At 71.9% G+C, this 15,397-nt stretch carries 15 protein-coding genes and 1 pseudogene; 10 read left to right on the top strand and 6 right to left on the bottom strand.

Going from position 1 to position 15,397, the window contains the following annotated elements:
- Window positions 1-57: 57 nt before the first annotated feature.
- Window positions 58-519, bottom strand: coding sequence for a hypothetical protein (locus AB0I16_RS01980; protein WP_363247556.1), 462 nt, complete (start codon window positions 517-519; stop codon window positions 58-60).
- Window positions 520-626: 107 nt separating this feature from the next.
- A complete protein-coding gene (gene miaA, locus AB0I16_RS01975; RefSeq protein WP_363247346.1) occupies window positions 627-1,565 on the bottom strand; it encodes a tRNA (adenosine(37)-N6)-dimethylallyltransferase MiaA in 939 nt (312 codons plus the stop codon).
- Between the two features lie 182 nt (window positions 1,566-1,747).
- On the opposite strand from miaA, the gene AB0I16_RS01970 reads away from it, so the two are divergent.
- Window positions 1,748-2,074 (top strand): hypothetical protein, encoded by a 327-nt coding sequence (locus AB0I16_RS01970; RefSeq protein ID WP_363247345.1) that lies wholly within the window; start codon window positions 1,748-1,750, stop codon window positions 2,072-2,074.
- A 191-nt stretch (window positions 2,075-2,265) separates the two neighbouring features.
- Here the strand turns inward: AB0I16_RS01970 and AB0I16_RS01965 are convergent, their stop codons facing one another.
- The gene (locus tag AB0I16_RS01965) at window positions 2,266-2,985 is read right to left on the bottom strand and encodes a class III extradiol dioxygenase subunit B-like domain-containing protein (protein ID WP_363247344.1); all 720 of its coding nucleotides are present in this window, start codon (window positions 2,983-2,985) and stop codon (window positions 2,266-2,268) included.
- Between the two features lie 146 nt (window positions 2,986-3,131).
- Complete coding sequence (gene miaB / locus AB0I16_RS01960; protein ID WP_363247343.1) at window positions 3,132-4,622, bottom strand: tRNA (N6-isopentenyl adenosine(37)-C2)-methylthiotransferase MiaB; 1,491 nt, start codon at window positions 4,620-4,622, stop codon at window positions 3,132-3,134.
- A 139-nt stretch (window positions 4,623-4,761) separates the two neighbouring features.
- Here miaB and AB0I16_RS01955 point away from each other — a divergent pair, with 139 nt between their 5' ends.
- Complete coding sequence (locus AB0I16_RS01955) at window positions 4,762-5,757, top strand: TAXI family TRAP transporter solute-binding subunit (RefSeq protein WP_363247342.1); 996 nt, start codon at window positions 4,762-4,764, stop codon at window positions 5,755-5,757.
- Between the two features lie 16 nt (window positions 5,758-5,773).
- Here the strand turns inward: AB0I16_RS01955 and AB0I16_RS01950 are convergent, their stop codons facing one another.
- Together AB0I16_RS01950 and AB0I16_RS01945 are read right to left on the bottom strand one after the other, a co-directional pair.
- Window positions 5,774-7,192 (bottom strand): HAMP domain-containing sensor histidine kinase, encoded by a 1,419-nt coding sequence (locus AB0I16_RS01950; protein ID WP_363247341.1) that lies wholly within the window; start codon window positions 7,190-7,192, stop codon window positions 5,774-5,776.
- A 15-nt stretch (window positions 7,193-7,207) separates the two neighbouring features.
- Entirely contained in the window at window positions 7,208-7,900 is a 693-nt protein-coding gene (locus AB0I16_RS01945; RefSeq protein WP_363247340.1) for a response regulator transcription factor, read from the bottom strand.
- A gap of 273 nt (window positions 7,901-8,173) precedes the next feature.
- On the opposite strand from AB0I16_RS01945, the gene AB0I16_RS01940 reads away from it, so the two are divergent.
- The 8 genes and pseudogenes from AB0I16_RS01940 (at window position 8,174) to AB0I16_RS01905 (ending at window position 15,373) form a co-directional block, all read left to right on the top strand.
- Entirely contained in the window at window positions 8,174-8,953 is a 780-nt protein-coding gene (locus AB0I16_RS01940; RefSeq protein WP_363247339.1) for an amino acid ABC transporter ATP-binding protein, read from the top strand.
- A gap of 64 nt (window positions 8,954-9,017) precedes the next feature.
- Window positions 9,018-9,938: a glutamate ABC transporter substrate-binding protein gene (locus AB0I16_RS01935; RefSeq protein WP_363247338.1), complete on the top strand. Its 921-nt coding sequence runs from the start codon at window positions 9,018-9,020 to the stop codon at window positions 9,936-9,938.
- A 117-nt stretch (window positions 9,939-10,055) separates the two neighbouring features.
- The gene (locus AB0I16_RS01930; RefSeq protein WP_363247337.1) at window positions 10,056-10,703 is read left to right on the top strand and encodes an amino acid ABC transporter permease; all 648 of its coding nucleotides are present in this window, start codon (window positions 10,056-10,058) and stop codon (window positions 10,701-10,703) included.
- Window positions 10,700-11,800: an amino acid ABC transporter permease gene (locus AB0I16_RS01925; RefSeq protein WP_363247336.1), complete on the top strand. Its 1,101-nt coding sequence runs from the start codon at window positions 10,700-10,702 to the stop codon at window positions 11,798-11,800. Before AB0I16_RS01930 ends, AB0I16_RS01925 begins: the two co-directional genes overlap by 4 nt.
- A 266-nt stretch (window positions 11,801-12,066) precedes the next feature.
- Window positions 12,067-13,623, top strand: a pseudogene (locus tag AB0I16_RS01920) (FAD-dependent monooxygenase); the annotation flags it as partial.
- Window positions 13,624-14,277: 654 nt separating this feature from the next.
- Window positions 14,278-14,364, top strand: a complete 87-nt coding sequence (locus tag AB0I16_RS01915) for a putative leader peptide (protein ID WP_363247555.1) — start codon at window positions 14,278-14,280, stop codon at window positions 14,362-14,364.
- Between the two features lie 80 nt (window positions 14,365-14,444).
- Entirely contained in the window at window positions 14,445-14,987 is a 543-nt protein-coding gene (locus tag AB0I16_RS01910; RefSeq protein WP_363247335.1) for a cysteine dioxygenase, read from the top strand.
- Window positions 14,978-15,373 (top strand): rhodanese-like domain-containing protein, encoded by a 396-nt coding sequence (locus tag AB0I16_RS01905; protein ID WP_363247554.1) that lies wholly within the window; start codon window positions 14,978-14,980, stop codon window positions 15,371-15,373. The genes AB0I16_RS01910 and AB0I16_RS01905 overlap by 10 nt, the downstream gene beginning before the upstream one ends.
- Window positions 15,374-15,397: the final 24 nt, after the last annotated feature.

The following is a 15,397-nucleotide window of genomic DNA, read 5'->3' as shown; positions in this document are numbered from 1 at the left end:
GGGTACGACACCGCGGCGGGGCGGTGCGCCGACTGCTCGCCGCCGCGGGTCTCCGGCTCAGCGGAGGCGGGCCACGCGCCAGACGGCCAGGACCGTCACGCCGGCGAAGAGCAGGGCGTACGCGGAGACGACACGCCAGTCCGGGCGGCGGCCCGAGCCGCGCTCGGGCAGCCCCGGCAAGGTGTGGCCCACCCGGCGGGCGGCCATCATGCCCCAGCCGGCCGCGCAGCAGCTCAGGAGCAGCCCGAGCATGGCGACCACGGCACCGCCGTCGCCGAACTCGAAGGCCAGCGGGAAGGCGAACATCAGGGAGCCGACCGCGGCGAGGATCACGATGGGCGCGAGCTGCCAGATGCGCAGCCGCCGCTGCGGACGCAGCTCGACCTCGACCTCGGCCTCCGCGGACAGCTCGTCCGCGCCGGGGCCGTCGTCCGTCACGCCGCCGGGCACCTCGTCGGGCCCGTCGGGGCTCAGCTGCTCTCCGCCGTCATGTGCGGTGTCACGAGGGCCGGCCTCCATCGCCACGCGCCCTCCCACTTCGGACTCCACCGGTCGATCGATGGTCGATGATGGCACGCCGTCAGGGGGCCGGATGACCGCCGGAGCGTCCCGATGCCATCACGTGATCAGGCTGTGACCGGTCGTTCGATCAGCGCCATCGCGTGTCCGGGAAGTTCGCCGCGATCGGCCGCGGCACCGCTCAACCAGTGCACCCGCGGGTCCCTGCGGAACCACGAGTCCTGGCGCCGTGCGAAGCGTTTGGTGGCGCGCACGGTCTCGGCGCGCGCCTCGTCCTCGGTGCACTCTCCGGCGAGCGCCGCGAGCACCTGCTGGTAGCCGAGCGCCCGCGACGCCGTACGTCCCTCGCGCAGGCCCTGTCCGGCCAGGGTGCGCACCTCGTCGACCAGGCCGGCCTCCCACATGCGGTCCACGCGCGTGGCGATGCGTTCGTCGAGTTCGGGGCGGGCCACGTCCACGCCGATCTGCACCGTGTCGTACACCGACTCGTGGCCCGGGAGGTTGGCGGTGAAGGGCTTGCCCGTGATCTCGATGACCTCCAGGGCGCGCACGATCCGGCGGCCGTTGCTGGGCAGGATCGCCCGGCCGGCTCCCGGGTCGGCGGCCGCCAAGCGGGCGTGCAGCGCGCCGGGGCCGCGCAGGGCCAGCTCCTCCTCCAGCCTGGCCCGCACCTCGGGGTCCGTACCGGGGAACTCCAGGTGGTCGACGGCGCCCCGTACGTAGAGCCCCGATCCGCCGACCAGGATCGGCCAGCGTCCGGCGGCCAGGAGGCGGTCGATCTCCGCGCGGGCCAGCTTCTGGTACTCGGCGACGCTCGCCGCCTCCGTCACGTCCCAGATGTCGAGGAGGTGGTGGGGAACCCCGTCGCGCTCTCCGGGCGTCAGCTTGGCGGTGCCGATGTCCATCCCCCGGTAGAGCTGCATGGAGTCGGCGTTGACCACTTCCCCGCCGAGACGTTGGGCGAGGAACACGCCCAGATCGGACTTTCCTGCCGCGGTGGGACCGACGACGGCGATGACCCGCGGGGCGGGAGCTGCACTACTCACGGCCCCAGTCTCGCAAACCGTGTGGCCACTTCCCGAACGAGTGGCGTGACGGCACGGCTTCGGGGTCGTTGCCTGTTGCGAGGTTCCAGCCGCCGGTTTCGAGGACCGATGGCCCGGGCGAAGCAATGGGACGCTCCGGGCGGCACGGGATTTCGCCCACACGAGTAACGTATGGAGTAGATATGGGCGTTTTTGCACGTTTCCGTCGGAAGGGTCAGGGCGGCGACGAGAAGTCGGACACGGGGGCGGCCGCTGCCACGCCCACGACCGAGCCTGAGGGCGCGGAGACCGCCTCCGCCGCGGCCCCCTCCGCGGAGGACAAGGCCGCCGAGAGGCCGGCGGAGGGCTCCGGGAGCGCCGCCGACGACGACAAGGCCGCGGAGGTTACCGGGGCTACGGAGTCCGCCGGCACCGAGGTGGAGGACTCCGCGGACGGCGTGGAGATCCCGAAGCAGCAGTCGGCGGACGAGGCGGCCGACAACGAGGCCGACGAGAGCGCCCGCAAGTAGCGCCGCCTACGGAACTCGCGGCCGCCCGTGAGGCATCGCCACTCGTCCCCCCAGGGCTTCCTCGCCGGCCGGCCAAGCTGCACCATCGGCGAACGGCCGCGAAGCGTCTCGCTTCGCGGCCGTCGTCGTTCTTCGGCGCGGGCCCGGGGCCTCGCCACGAAGGCGCGCCCCGGGACGGCTCTGGGGCCCTCCTACGACCAGGCGGCCACCAGGTACCCCACCCCGTAAGGCGCGTCTTCGTAGAGCAGCTCTCCGCTGAGCGTCGCGCTCTCGGCGGCGCCCGCGAGGACCTGCCACGGGGCACGCCCCGCCGCCTTCAGTTCGTGCGCCAGGTTCTCGTCCAGGGCCCGCAGGGCCGCCACGTCGGCCGTGGCGAGGGCCCGTGCGATCTCCGCGTCGAAGCCTGCCGCCCGCTCGTCGAGGTAGCCGGGGGCCTTCAGGGTGCGGCTCGCGCTGGCGTCGCCCATCACCAGGAGGGCCACGCGGTCCGCCCGTGCGGCGAGCTGCCGCCCGGTCGTGAGGCACCGCTCGGCCGCGAGCGGCTCCTCCACGCCGAGGGCCTCCACCGGGGCGGCCGACCATTCCGTACGCCCGAGCAGCCAGCCGGCCACGGCGAGGGACGGGGGCAGCCCGCGCTCCTGGGCGGGGGCGTCGGGGAGCGGGCGGCCCAGGCGGACGTCCAGGTCCACGCCGAAGCCGCGGAACGAGCCGCGCGCGCCCTGCGGATACGGGCCGCGGCCCTCCGGCCCCGCGGGGCCGATGACGACCAGGAGGTCGGGCCTGGCGGCGGCGAGCACCCCGATGGCGTCCGTGCACGCCGCGCGCGCCGTGTCCAGTTCGTGGGCGGCGCCCGACGCGACCTCGGGGACGAGCAACGGCGGGCAGGGACAGACGGCTGCGGCGACAAGCATGATCCGCAGCGTAACGCCCCACCCCGCACGCGCGCGTGGAGACCGGCCCATGGCCGGAACGCACGGGTCCACCGGCGACCGGCCCGCCCCGGGACACCGGCTGGGTCACCGCTCCCGGGGCACCGGTCCCGGGTCACCGCACCGGATCAGTCGCAGCCGCAGCCGCTCCCCGTGGCGGCCGGCAGCGGCGCCGGGGCGCCGATCTTCGGCAGGCCCAGCATGACGCCGGCGGGCTTCGCTGCGGCCTCCGTGTTGCGCTTCTGCCAGGCGTCGCCCGCGCGCGTGGGGCGGACGTCCAGCACGGCGCCCTCGGCGAGCAGGTGGTGCGGGGCGGCGTAGGTGATCTCGACCGTGACCACGTCACCGGGGCGGACCTCGGTGTCCGGCTTGGTGAAGTGCACCAGGCGGTTGTCGGGGGCGCGTCCCGAAAGGCGGTGTGTGGCACCGTCCTTGCGGCCCTCGCCCTCGGCGACCATCAGCTCCAGGGTGCGTCCGACCTGCTTCTTGTTCTCCTCCCAGGAGATCTCCTCCTGGAGGGCCACCAGGCGCTCGTAGCGCGACTGGACGACCTCCTTGGGGATCTGCCCCTTCATGGTGGCCGCCGGGGTCCCGGGGCGCTTGGAGTACTGGAAGGTGAAGGCGTTGGCGAAGCGGGCCTCGCGGACCACGTGCATGGTCTGCTCGAAGTCCTCCTCGGTCTCACCGGGGAAGCCCACGATGATGTCGGTGGAGATCGCCGCGTCCGGCATGGCGGCGCGGACCTTCTCGATGATCCCGAGGAAGCGCTCCTGGCGGTAGGAGCGGCGCATCGCCTTCAGGACGGGGTCGGAGCCCGACTGCAGGGGCATGTGGAGCTGCGGCATCACGTTCGGCGTCTCGGCCATGGCGGCGATGACGTCGTCGGTGAAGTCGCGCGGGTGCGGTGAGGTGAAGCGGACGCGCTCCAGGCCGTCGATCTTGCCGCAGGCCCGCAGGAGCTTGCTGAAGGCCTCACGGTCGCCGATGTCGGAGCCGTACGCGTTCACGTTCTGCCCGAGGAGGGTGATCTCGGAGACGCCCTCGCCGACGAGTGCCTCGATCTCCGCGAGGATGTCACCGGTCCTGCGGTCCTTCTCCTTGCCACGCAGGGCGGGCACGATGCAGAAGGTGCAGGTGTTGTTGCAGCCGACGGAGATGGAGACCCACGCGGCGTACGCGCTCTCGCGGCGCGTCGGCAGCGTCGACGGGAAGGCTTCGAGGGACTCGGCGATCTCGACCTGCGCCTCTTCCTGGACGCGGGCGCGCTCCAGGAGCACCGGCAGCTTGCCGATGTTGTGCGTGCCGAAGACGACGTCGACCCAGGGCGCCCTCTTGACGATGGTGTCGCGGTCCTTCTGGGCGAGGCAGCCGCCGACGGCGATCTGCATGCCCGGACGCTTGGTCTTCATCGGGGCCAGGCGGCCGAGATTGCCGTACAGGCGGTTGTCGGCGTTCTCGCGCACGGCGCACGTGTTGAAGACGACGACGTCGGCGTCGCCGTCGGCCCCTTCCGGCGCACGCTCGTAACCGGCGTCCTCAAGGAGGCCGGAGAGCCGCTCGGAGTCATGGACGTTCATCTGGCACCCGTAGGTGCGCACCTCGTAAGTCTTCGCGCTCATCTCGCCCCCCAGGGTACGGGGTCGCCACGCGCGCGTGGCCGGGGATCGCGACGGGAGCGGCCGAGGGTGCCCGCGAGAAGGGGCCCGGTGTGACCCCGCCCCTGGTCACCGGGGTGAGCGGACTGGCAGGATCGCCCGCATGCTCCCGGCGCTCCCCCACATCGGCAGACGACGCGCGCTGCAGGCCTCGGCCGCGGTGCTGGCGGTGTTCGGGCTGCTCCTGTGGTGGCTGCTCCCCGTGCGCGAGGACTCGCCGGGCGGTCGGATGCGGTTCAGTACGGGCGTGCAGAACGGCGTGTACGAGAAGTACGGGAAGCTGTTGCGCACCGCGGTCGCCCAGGACATGCCCGATGTGGACGTCGACCTCCGCAACAGCCAGGGTTCGCAGCAGAACATCGAGCGGGTGGCGACGGGCAGGGCCGACTACACCATCGCGGCCGCCGACGCCGTCGAGAAGTACCGCCTCGACGAAGCCCCGGGCGCCCAGCGCCTGCGGGGCTGCGCGCGCCTCTACGACGACTACGTTCAGCTCGTGGTGGCCCGCTCCTCCGGCATCGACTCCGTGGCGGACCTGCGCGGCAAGCGCGTGGCGGTGGGCCAGGACCGCTCGGGCGTGCGGCTGATAGCGGACAGGGTGCTCGACGCCGCCGGGCTCGACCCGGCCGCGGACATCGAGCCGGTGTCCGCGGGCATCGACACCATGCCCCAGCTGCTGGAGCGGAACAAGATCGACGCCTTCTTCTGGTCCGGCGGACTGCCGACGGTCTCCGTGGGCCGGCTCTCGGAGAGGACGGGCATCCGGCTGATCGAACTCGGTCACCTCGTCGACAAGCTGCACAAGCAGGGCGGCGCCTCCCGCTACTACCGCGCCGCCACCATGCCCGCCGACGCCTATCCCTTCGCCCAGCAGGGCTCCGCCGTGCCCACCCTGGCGGTGGCGAACCTCCTGGTGACCACGGACCGGGCCGACGACGACCTCACCTCCGGCCTGACCCGCGCCGTCATCGACAGCCGCGACCACATCGGCGACCAGGTGCACGCGGCGCAACTGGTGGATCTGCGCACGGCGCTCTTCACGGACCCCCTGCCGCTCCACGACGGCGCCCGCAGCTACTACCGCTCCGTCAAGCCCTGAGGCGCCGAGAGGGCCCTCAGGAGCCCGTGACGGGCTCGCTGCGGGGCAGGCCGACGGTCACCTTCAAACCGTGCGGTTCATTGCGCTCGTACGCGAGGGAGCCGCCGCCCGCCGCGAGCAGGGCCCGGGAGATGGACAGACCGAGACCGGAGCCCTTGACGTTCTGGTGGCGGTTGCTGCGCCAGAAGCGGTCGCCCACGCGCGCGAGTTCGTCGTCGGTCAGGCCGGGTCCCTCGTCGCTGACCACCACGGTCGTCGTCCCGTTGCCCGACGCGACCGCCACCCGCACCGAACCGCCCTCGGGTGTGAACTTCAGGGCGTTGTCGATCACGGCGTCCAGTGCGCTGGAGAGGGCCACCGGGTCGGCCCAGCCGGTGGTGGCGGGGCACGCGCCGCTGAGCCGTACGCCCCGCTCGTCGGCGAGCGGCCGCCAGGACGCGACCCGCTCGGCCGCCAGGGCGCCGACATCGGTGAGGCACAGGTCGGGCGCGGCGTGCTCGGCGAGCGCCAGGTCGAGCAGGTCGTCGAGGACCTGGGCCAGGCGCTTGCCCTCGGTGCGGACCGAGGCGATCTCCTCATTGCCCTCGGGCAGTTCGAGGGCGAGCAGTTCGATGCGCAGCAGCAGGGCGGAGAGCGGGTTGCGCAGTTGGTGCGAGGCGTCGGCGACGAAGGCGCGCTGCTGTTCGAGCACGTCCTGGACGTTGTCCGCCATCTCGTTGAACGAGCGGGCGAGGCGTCTGAGTTCCGGCGGTCCGCCCGTGGCGGCGACGCGTGACTTGAGCCGCCCCGTCGCGATGTCGTGCGTGGTGGCGTCGAGGACGCGCACCGGCCGCAGCACCCAGCCGGTGAGCCGCAGGGCCGCGCCGACCGCCAGGAGCATGGCCGCCGACTCGCCCGCGCCGATGAGCAGCCAGCCGTACAGCGTCCTGGAGCGCATGCGCCCCGTCGGGGAGTCCGTGACGACGACGGCGACGACGTCCCCGTCCCTGATCACCGGGGACGCGATGGCGAGGCGACCGCGCTGCCAGGGCCACACCTGTTCGGGGTCGTGGCTGCCGCGGGAGCGCAGCGCCTCCTGGAAGGCCTCGCGGACATCGCCGTCGGCGGGCAGGTACCAGGAGGCCGGGGCGCTGGCCATGGGGCCGTCGTCGCGGTAGAAGACGCCCGCCCTGATCCCGTAGACCTCGTAGTAGTCGTCGAGTTCCTTCTGCAGCGTCTCGCGGCGCTCGTCGGTGGCTTCACGCACGCGTGAGCCGCCCGAGGGACGCTCGGTGACGAACTGGGCGAGGGAGGCGAAGCGTGCCGTGTCGTCGATGCGGTCGACGACCACCTTCTGCTGCTGCGCCGCGGCGACACTGACCGCGAGGGGGAAGCCGAGCGCGAGCAGCACACCCGCCATCAGAACGATCAGCAGCGGAAGGAGACGGGAACGCACCTGGGCCCGCTCCGGCTACGTGGCCGGGGCGACGAGCCGGTAGCCGACGCCGCGCACCGTCTCGATCAGGGCCGGCAGGTGCAGTTTGGAGCGCAGGGAGGCCACGTGCACCTCCAGCGTGCGACCGGTCCCCTCCCAAGTGGTGCGCCAGACCTCGCTGATGATCTGCTCGCGGCGGAACACCACTCCGGGGCGCTGGGCGAGGAGGGCGAGCAGGTCGAACTCCTTGCGGGTCAGCTGGATGACCGAGCCGTCCACGCTGACCTGCCGGGTGGGCAGTTCGATGTGCACGGGGCCGAGCCGCAGCTCGCTGTCGCCGCCGGTCTCCGTGGTGCCGCCGGGGGCGGGCCGCCGGATGACCGCGTGGATACGGGCGATGAGTTCCCCCGTGTCGTACGGCTTCACCACGTAGTCGTCGGCCCCGAGGTTGAGGCCGTGTATGCGCGAGCGCACGTCCGAACGGGCCGTCACCATGATCACCGGTGTCGAGCCGCGCTTGCGGATCTTTCCGCAGACCTCGTAGCCGTCCTGGTCGGGCAGCCCCAGGTCGAGGAGCACCACTCCGAAGGGGGGCGTTTCCGCGGGCAGCAGGGCCTGCAGGGCCTCCTCGCCGCTGCGGGCGTGCACCACGTCGAAGCCGTGGCGGGCCAGGACCGCGGACAGGGCGGCGGCCACGTGGTCGTCGTCCTCCACGAGAAGCAGTCGCATACGGGCCCCCTCCAGTTCATCCGTCGTTCCGCCGTGGCCGGTAATCGCGCGTGCGCACCAAGGCATCCACGCCGATCCACAAGGACCGCGTCAAGGGGGATCGGGTCACGGACACGTTCCGTTATCGAGCCGGTACGCACCCCGGGAACCCTCTTCACACGGTGTGTCCGGTTGCGGCCGGATCGTTATGCTCAATTTCCCCTCAGATGTAATGACGCTGGTCGCACTGGGTTATTACTGTCCTCCCAACCGAGGAGGATGGAGCAACAAGCCGTGACCGAAGTATCGGTGACCAAGGACGCCATACCGCCCGGGGCGGACGACCTGGTCGTGCTGAAGAACGTCAACAAGCACTTCGGCGCTTTGCACGTCCTCCAGGACATCGACCTGACCATCGCCCGTGGCGAGGTCGTCGTGGTGATCGGCCCCTCCGGCTCCGGGAAGTCGACGCTGTGCCGCGCCATCAACCGGCTGGAGACGATCGACTCGGGAGACATCTCGATCGACGGCAAGCCGCTGCCCCAGGAGGGCAAGGAGCTGGCCCGTCTCCGTGCGGACGTGGGCATGGTCTTCCAGTCGTTCAACCTCTTCGCGCACAAGACCGTGCTGGAGAACGTGACGCTGGGCCAGACCAAGGTGCGCAAGATCGGCAAGGCGGAGGCCGAGGAGAAGGCGCGCCGCCTGCTGGACCGCGTGGGCGTCGCCACCCAGGCCGACAAGTACCCCGCGCAGCTCTCCGGCGGCCAGCAGCAGCGCGTGGCCATCGCCCGCGCGCTGGCGATGGACCCCAAGGTGATGCTCTTCGACGAGCCCACGTCGGCGCTCGACCCCGAGATGATCAATGAGGTCCTTGAGGTCATGCAGCAGCTCGCCCGTGACGGCATGACGATGATCGTCGTGACCCACGAGATGGGCTTCGCCCGCTCCGCCGCGAACCGCGTCGTCTTCATGGCGGACGGGCGGATCGTCGAAGAGGCCGTGCCGGACCAGTTCTTCAGCAACCCGCGCAGCGACCGGGCGAAGGACTTCCTGTCGAAGATCCTCAAGCACTGACGCTTACGGCACCCCATCGCCACCGCGTCCACTTCACCACCAGCCGAAGCAAAGGATGTTCACCATGAAGTTCCGCAAGACCGCAGCCGCCGCTGCCGTTGTCGCCGCTCTTTCGCTGACCGCCACGGCCTGCGGTGGCGAGGAGGGCACGGCCGGTGACAAGCCGAAGGACCCGACCGGCGGCAAGAACGCGCCCAAGCTCCCCACGTACGACGTGAAGACGGGCGTCAAGGTGGACTCGGCGGTGCTGAAGAAGGCGCAGAAGGCGGGCAAGATCGTCATCGGCGCCAAGGACGACCAGCCGTACCTGGGCCTCAAGGACAGTGCCGGCAAGCGCTCCGGCTTCGACATCGAGATCGCCAAGATGGTCGCGGCCGACCTCGGCTTCAAGCCCGACCAGATCGAGTTCAAGACGATCGACTCCGGCGTCCGCGAGACCACCATCTCCAAGGGCGACGTCGACCTGTACGTCGGTACTTACACGATCAACGACGAGCGCAAGAAGCAGGTCGGTTTCGCCGGTCCGTACCTCGTCGCGGGCGCCGACCTCCTCGTCCGCAAGGATGAGAAGGACATCACCGGTCCCGACTCCGTCAAGGGCAAGAAGGTCTGCTCGATCGTCGGCTCCACTCCGCTCCAGGAGATCAAGAAGCCGAAGTACGGCGCCGACACCGTCGAGCTCGCCAAGTACTCCGAGTGCGTGCAGCAGCTCATCAACAAGGAGGTCGACGCCGTCACCACGGACGACGCCATCCTCAAGGGCTACGCCGCGCAGCAGCCGAAGGCCCTCAAGGTCGTCGGCAAGCCCTTCACCAAGGAGCCGTACGGCATCGGCATGAGCAAGAACGACAAGGCTCTGCGGGACGCCGTGGCGGACGCCGTCGAGGCGCACCAGAAGAACGGTGACTACAAGAAGGCGTACGACGCGACGCTCGGCCTCTCGGGTTCGGAGTTCACCGAGCCGCCGGCCCTTGAGCGCTACTGAGCACCGACCTTCCGTTCCACTCCCCGGCAGTGAGTCGACCGGGTCCCCGTACGCATCGCGGTGCGTACGGGGACCGGCGCCCCCTGCCCGACCACTGCCGCCCACGAGGACATCCCCGTGAATGTACTGCTCGACCATCTGGCGGAATTCCGCGAGGGTTTCATAGGCACGGTCTGGCTGACCGTGGCCAGCAGCGTGCTCGCGCTGATCCTTGGCATCGTGCTCGCCGGTTTCCGCGTCTCGCCGGTCCCGCCGCTGCGGTTCTTCGGCACCGCCTGGGTCACCCTGTTCCGGAACACGCCACTGACGCTGCTCTTCCTGACCATCTGGTTCGCGGTGCCGCAGGTCTTCGACTTCGGCTTCGACCCGTGGACCAAGGCGCTGATCGTCCTCAGCGTCTACACCTCGTCGTTCGTCTGCGAGGCCGTGCGGTCCGGCATCAACACCGTGCCGCTCGGGCAGGCGGAGGCCGCCCGTTCGATCGGCATGACGTTCTTCCAGACCCTCGGCTCGATCGTGCTGCCCCAGGCGGTGCGCACCGTACTGCCGCCGCTGAGCAGCATCTTCATCGCGCTGACGAAGAACTCCGCCATCGCGGGCGCGTTCAGCGTGACGGAACTCTTCGGGTGGCAGAAGGTCCTCAGTGACCAGGGCTTCGCCATCGCCTGGCTGTTCCTGTGGGTGGCGCTCGGCTACCTCGTGATCACCTTCACCATCAGCGGCCTCTTCCGGCTGCTCGAGCGGAGCCTGGAGGTCGCACGATGAGCTCCAGCGTTCTCTACGACGCCCCGGGCCCCAAGGCCCGGATGCGCAACCGCATCTACTCCGTCGTCGGCACGGCCGCCATCATCGGCCTCGCCGTCGTCGTGGTCATGCGGCTCGCCGACCGGGGCCACTTCGAGTCCGAGGTCTGGAACACCTTCAACTACTCCAGCGTCCGCGAGACCATCCGCGACGGCATCCTGACGACGCTGAAGGTCTTCGCGTTCGCCGGCGTGCTGTCCCTGGTGCTCGGCGTGCTGCTCGCGGTCGCCCGCGCGTCGGACCACCGCCCGGTCCGCTGGCTGGCCACCGGGTTCATCGAGCTGTTCCGCGCCATTCCGCTGCTGATCACGATCTACGCCCTCTGGGTGCTCTTCCTGACCTACAAGGGCGACCTGGGCGCCATCGGCGAGAACAACGGCTTCTGGGCCCTCGTCCTCGGCCTCGCCGTCTACAACGGCGCGGTGCAGGCCGAGGTGCTGCGCGCGGGCTTCAACGCCGTCCCGCGCGGACAGGTCGAGGCCGCCTACGCCCTGGGGCTGCGCAAGTCCCAGGTGATGACGATGCTGCTGCTGCCGCAGGCCATCAGGTCGATGCTGCCGACGATCATCAGCCAGCTGGTGGTCACGCTCAAGGACACCTCGCTCGGCTACATCATCACGTACTCGGAGCTGCTGTACGCGGGCCGGCAGCTGGCGAACACCACCCTGGTGAACGGCCAGTACATCTACGTCCCGGTGATCATGGTCGTCGGCACGATCTACGTGGCCATGTGTCTGGCGCTCTCCGCCCTCGCCACCTGGATCGAGAAGCGCGGGCGGCGCACCAAGACCGGCATCGCGGTGGCTGCCGCCGCCGAGCCCGCCGAGGCCCCCGGCGTCCTCGACCCGGCCGCGGTGTCCGCTCCGGCCGCCGCCGCCGCGGGTGAGACCGGTGACGCGCCCATGGCGGCGCCTGCGCGTGAGACGGAAGGCGCCAAGGGGACGGAAGGTCCCAAGGGAGCGGAAGGCGCCGAGGGAGCGGAAAGCTCCAAGGGGCCGCAGGGCGACGCCAGCGAGCCGCGCGGTGACTCCGACGGACCGGTGGGCAAATCGAACTGACGCGTCGTAGACGCAGGTGAGTATGGGGGGCGGCCCTTGGGCCGCCCCCTTTCGTCCGTCCGGCCCCGACCGCCCCCGTCGGCACCCGGCGCACCGGCGCTTCCCGGTGCACACCATTGCCATCGTCACTTGACGCAAGCAGCGGCAATGGGTTGCATACGTTCTGTGATCGTGCACCGGGCTCCAACTGTCAGTTCCAGTACGTACGTCCAGCGCGTCCGGGCAGCCCGGAACCTCGGAGCCCGTCGGGCCGGAGGGTGCGCGCCGTGGACCCGGTGATCGTCGTCGGCGCGGGCCCCGTCGGGCTCGCGCTCGCCCTGGCGCTCGCCCGCCACTCGGTGCCCACCGTCGTCCTGGACGAAGGGCCCGGCAAGGACGAGCAGCGCCTCGCACGCACGGTCGTCCTGCGCGAGGACACCGCCGCCTTCGCGGAACGCCTCGCCGGCCACTCGCTGGGCGGCCTCGAACTGGGCGCGCGCTGGACGCGCTGGCGCTCCGTGCGGCGCAAGCAGGTGATGCGCGAGATCTCCTTCGACGACGAGACCCCTGCCCCCCTGCACCTGCCCCAGCACGTCCTCACCGGGGCGCTGCGCGACGCCATCGCCGATGAGCGGCTCATCAAGGTCGTGGCGGACAGCAAGCTCGACGCCCTGGAGCAGGACGCCTCCGGAGTGACCGCCCACACGCGCGGGCCCACGGGCACGTGGTGGCGCGGCAGTTATCTGGCGGGCTGCGACGGCTCCCGCTCGACGGTGCGCAAACTGCTCGACATCCGCTTCCCGGGGCGCACGGCGGTGGAGCGACACGCCGTCGCCGCGCTGCGCACGGAACTTCCGTGGCCGGGTGAGGCGTTGATGCATCGGATGCCTCCGTGGCGCGGCGGAGGCCCGGAGGTCACGGGCCGCCCGCTCGCCGAGGGGGTGTGGCGGCTCGACTGGCTGCTTCCGCCGCGCGGTGACCTCGTGACCCCCGAGGCCCTCGTGCAGCGGACCCGGGCCACCCTCGCGGGCTGGTGCGAGGGCACCACACCGCCGTACGAGCTCCTGGACACGGGCGTGCACACCGTCCACCACCGCCTGGCCCGCCGGTGGCGGGTCGGCCGTGCCTTCCTCGCCGGAGACGCCGCGCATCTGCTCGGCGCGCTCGGCACCCAGGGGCTCGACGAAGGGCTGCGGGACGCCGACAACCTCGCGTGGAAGCTGGCCCTGGCCTGGCACCACGGCGCGCACGACGCGCTGCTCGACAGCTACCAGGCCGAGCGGCGGGCCCGCGTGACCGCACGGCTGCGCGCCGCCGACCAGTCGCTGCCGATACTGCGCGGCGGCAAGGGCCTGCGCTCGCTCGTGCCGGGGGCCGCGCGCGGGCACGACGCGCTGCTCACGGACGGTCACGTGGGGCGCGGTCCGCTCGGCGCGCCCGCGTCGTACGCGGACTCCCCGCTGGCGCCCCCGCCGTCGGAGTCCGAGATCGCGGTGGCCACCGAGCCGGGCACGCCGGTGACCGACGTGCGGGTGACGGCGCCGGACGGCACCTTCGTCCAGCTGCGGGACCGGCTCGGGCTCGGCCGTCTGCTCGTCGTCCTCGTCGCCCCCGGCACCGGGGTCTGGGAGCGCCGCCACTGGATGTCCGCCGGCCTCATGCCGAGGCTCGCCGCCGCCGTCACGGCACTGCCGCACCACGCCGAGCTGCTCGTGGCGGAGAGCTATCCGGGGGCGCCCGCGCACGCGGTCCTGCTCGTACGCCCCGACGGCCACCTGGTGACGGCCCTGGCCGGCGTACGCCCGGCCGAGCTGTACACGGCCGCGCAGGCGGCGGTGGGCGGGGCGGCGCCTGCGGGTCGGCAGACGCCCGGGGGCGGGGGCGGCGGCGGGGACACGGCGGCCGAGCAGGCCGACCCGGCCGAGCAGACCAAGCAGGCCAAGCAGGCCAAGCGGGCCAAGCGGGCCAAGCGGGCCAAGGATGTGCGGTCGAGTGCGGTGGAGCCGTCCGGTGCGGAGGAGCAGCCCAGCACCGGGGAGCGGTCGGGCACTGGGGAGCAGCCCAGCACCGGGGAGCGGTCAGGCACTGGGGAGCAGCCCAGCACCGGGGAGCGGTCGGGCACTGGGGAGCGGTCGGGATCGGCGAGGCAGTCCGACTCCGGGGAGCCGGAGAACGCGGCGGGGGCGGTGCGTCGGGCCGAGTGACGGGGCGTACGGGAGTGCGCCGCGGGAGCATGGCGCGGTGCGCGGTGCGCCCCGGTGGTCTGTGCCGGAGTTCGGCGGGCTGTGCAAGGGTGCGGCGCACAGCGTGGGAACCCGGCGGGCAGCGCGAGAGCGCAGCGGGCGGTGCAAAGGCGCGGCGCACAGCGCGCGAGCCCGGCGGGCTGTGCAAGGGTGCGGCGCACAGCGTGGGAGCCCGGCGGGCAGGGGCGGAGCGCGGGCTGACCGGATGCTGGGCGAGAGTTGACCGCTCTCCCCCTCCATGGTCTACTCCGCACCGTGACCGACACCGATGTGCGCCTGTGGCGGAGGGTCCATATGGACCTCGTCCGCTATGCGGGCTGCGTGTGTCTTCCGTCCCTCTGACTTCGCCACTTCTCCCGCGCGCTGGATGCCGCCCTCCGGTCGGCTCGCGCGCCCCTTCGCGAACCCTCAGGACGGTATCCGTGTCTTCCTCCGCCCCTCTCTTCACCGCGCCCGCGTCCGCGCGCTCCGCGGGCCCCACCTCCGCCGAACTCCTCGACTTCGTGCGCCGCACTGCCGCCGACGCCGCGCTCATCGCCTCGCTGCCGCTCGACCCGGAGGGCCGCACCTGGGTGCGTCTCGACGGCCCCGGCGGCAGCGAGGCATGGTTGATCGGCTGGCCGCCCGGCAGCGGGACCGGTTGGCACGACCACGCCGAGTCGGTCGGCGCCTTCCTCGCCGCGGCGGGCACCCTCAAGGAGAACTCCCTCGCCGCCCGGCTGCCCACCGACGGCTGGAAGACCCTGGAGCTCTCGGACGGCGTCGACCGGGAGCGGTTGCTCACGGCCGGCGAGGGCCGCGCCTTCGGCCGCAACCACGTGCACGAGGTCCTGAACGAGTCCACGTCCGACCACGCCGTGTCCGTGCACGCCTACTACCCGCCCCTGCCGCGCATCCGCCGCTACAGCCGCACCGGCGACGTCCTCCGCCTGGAGTCCGTGGAGCGTCCGGAGGACTGGCAGTGAGCGAGCGGCCGACCGGCATCGACGAGCTGCTCGAACGCGTACGCCTCGACCTGGACCGCGTGACCCCGCACGAGGCGTACGGGATCGCCGGGTCCGGCGGCCTCCTCGTCGACATCCGGTACGCGGCCCTGCGGGAGCGCGACGGGCTGATCCCCGGGGCGCTGGTCGTCGAGCGCAACGAGCTGGAGTGGCGTCTCGACCCGCAGGGCAGCCACCGCGCCCCCGAGGCCACCTCCCACGATCTGCGTACCGTCGTGATCTGCAACGAGGGCTACGCGTCCAGCCTCGCCGCGGCCTCGCTCCAGCAGTTGGGTCTGCGGTACGCGACCGACCTCGTCGGCGGCTTCCAGGCCTGGCGTGCGGCAGGGCTTCCGGTCACGGCGTGACCACATGAGTGGGCGCCCCTCGGT

This window comes from Streptomyces sp. NPDC050703, from assembly GCF_040654435.1.
Classification (GTDB): Bacteria; Actinomycetota; Actinomycetes; order Streptomycetales; family Streptomycetaceae; genus Streptomyces.
This window is presented reverse-complemented; position numbering and strand designations above follow the sequence as displayed.

Excerpts from the sequence above, each read along its gene's own strand:
- AB0I16_RS01980 (WP_363247556.1), bottom strand. The coding sequence starts at position 519 with ATGGAGGCCGGCCCTCGTGACACCGCACATGACGGCGGAGAGCAGCTG.
- AB0I16_RS01955 (WP_363247342.1), top strand. The coding sequence starts at position 4,762 with ATGCTCCCGGCGCTCCCCCACATCGGCAGACGACGCGCGCTGCAGGCC.
- miaB (WP_363247343.1), bottom strand. The coding sequence starts at position 4,622 with ATGAGCGCGAAGACTTACGAGGTGCGCACCTACGGGTGCCAGATGAAC.
- AB0I16_RS01965 (WP_363247344.1), bottom strand. The coding sequence starts at position 2,985 with ATGCTTGTCGCCGCAGCCGTCTGTCCCTGCCCGCCGTTGCTCGTCCCC.
- AB0I16_RS01925 (WP_363247336.1), top strand. The coding sequence starts at position 10,700 with ATGAGCTCCAGCGTTCTCTACGACGCCCCGGGCCCCAAGGCCCGGATG.
- AB0I16_RS01945 (WP_363247340.1), bottom strand. The coding sequence starts at position 7,900 with ATGCGACTGCTTCTCGTGGAGGACGACGACCACGTGGCCGCCGCCCTG.
- AB0I16_RS01970 (WP_363247345.1), top strand. The coding sequence starts at position 1,748 with ATGGGCGTTTTTGCACGTTTCCGTCGGAAGGGTCAGGGCGGCGACGAG.
- AB0I16_RS01935 (WP_363247338.1), top strand. The coding sequence starts at position 9,018 with ATGAAGTTCCGCAAGACCGCAGCCGCCGCTGCCGTTGTCGCCGCTCTT.